2 protein-coding genes are annotated in these 950 nt (G+C 57.5%); one reads left to right on the top strand and one right to left on the bottom strand.

What is annotated here, in order from left to right; all coding sequences use genetic code 11:
- Positions 1 to 180: 180 nt before the first annotated feature.
- Complete coding sequence (locus EN925_RS37425; protein WP_127370593.1) at positions 181 to 459, bottom strand: DUF2285 domain-containing protein; 279 nt, start codon at positions 457 to 459, stop codon at positions 181 to 183.
- 115 nt (positions 460 to 574) lie between these two features.
- Here EN925_RS37425 and EN925_RS37420 point away from each other — a divergent pair, with 115 nt between their 5' ends.
- Positions 575 to 835, top strand: a complete 261-nt coding sequence (locus tag EN925_RS37420) for a helix-turn-helix transcriptional regulator (RefSeq protein WP_084652625.1) — start codon at positions 575 to 577, stop codon at positions 833 to 835.
- Positions 836 to 950: the final 115 nt, after the last annotated feature.

The raw sequence follows: 950 nt of genomic DNA, 5'->3' as shown, positions 1-950 counted from the left end.
TGTGCACATAGGCCGCTGGATTGGTCCAATCGCCTTGCAATTTGCCTGGTCCTCTCCCGATGCCAGCACTCGGCTGCGAGCTTCGGAATCAGCATCGGGGTCGATGCGCGGGCTGGGTAGTTGGAGAGTCAGCAAACCGCTGTGCTGATTCAGCAAAGCGTGGCGCATGGCAGGCTGCACCTAGTGGGGCGCACCGCCCGCCAGAAGATACCGATAACCACTCGTCGTCATCCACCGCGCGCGGGCAAGATGGGTCTCCCAGGACTTGAACGCTCGCTCCGGCTCATGCTCAGGATCGATGTGCAGGACGATCCTGGCCACCTCGCGCCAGTCCGCATCTTCGGCCGCCGCATCAAGAAGGCGGATGTAGGTGAGCAGTCGCTCCTCGTCATAGCCGGTCAGGATCGGGGCATCCGGTGCAACGTCGGCAACATCGGGATCAAGGAGTGGTTTAAGCACGGCCCACCAAAATTCGTGGAAGCACAAGTGGCTGCGTTCATAAGATAACCAGATTTTCTGGTTATCTGGATTTCCATTTAATTGATCTGCCGGTTTCGTCAAGGACCGGCAGCGAATGCAAAAGACACTTCGGTCGCCAAGACATTTGCGACTTATCCAATTGATCGTGGACAAGCGCAAAGCTGCAGGCTTGAGCCAAGCCGACTTGGCAAAGGCAATCGATCGATACCAATCGGTAGTCGCAGCGATCGAGTCGGGAGGACGGCGCTTGGACGTGATCGAGTTTCTCGACTTGGCTGAAACGATCGGATTCGATCCCCATGATATTCTGAATGAGGTGGCAACAGTTCCGAGTATGCCTGCCCGAAAGCGCTAGCCGTCGATCTGCTAGGGCGAAATCAGAGCTGAAATCCAAACGAATTTCTTGTGCTGTGCTCAAAATGGCAGCAGTCGCATCGCGAGCCGGGCGGAGCCCGGCGAGCGGCCGCCAC

The sequence above is a fragment of the Mesorhizobium sp. M7A.F.Ca.US.006.04.2.1 genome, assembly GCF_004022915.1.
GTDB lineage: Bacteria > Pseudomonadota > Alphaproteobacteria > Rhizobiales > Rhizobiaceae > Mesorhizobium > Mesorhizobium ciceri.
This window is presented reverse-complemented; position numbering and strand designations above follow the sequence as displayed.

Excerpts from the sequence above, each read along its gene's own strand:
- EN925_RS37420 (WP_084652625.1), top strand. The coding sequence starts at position 575 with ATGCAAAAGACACTTCGGTCGCCAAGACATTTGCGACTTATCCAATTG.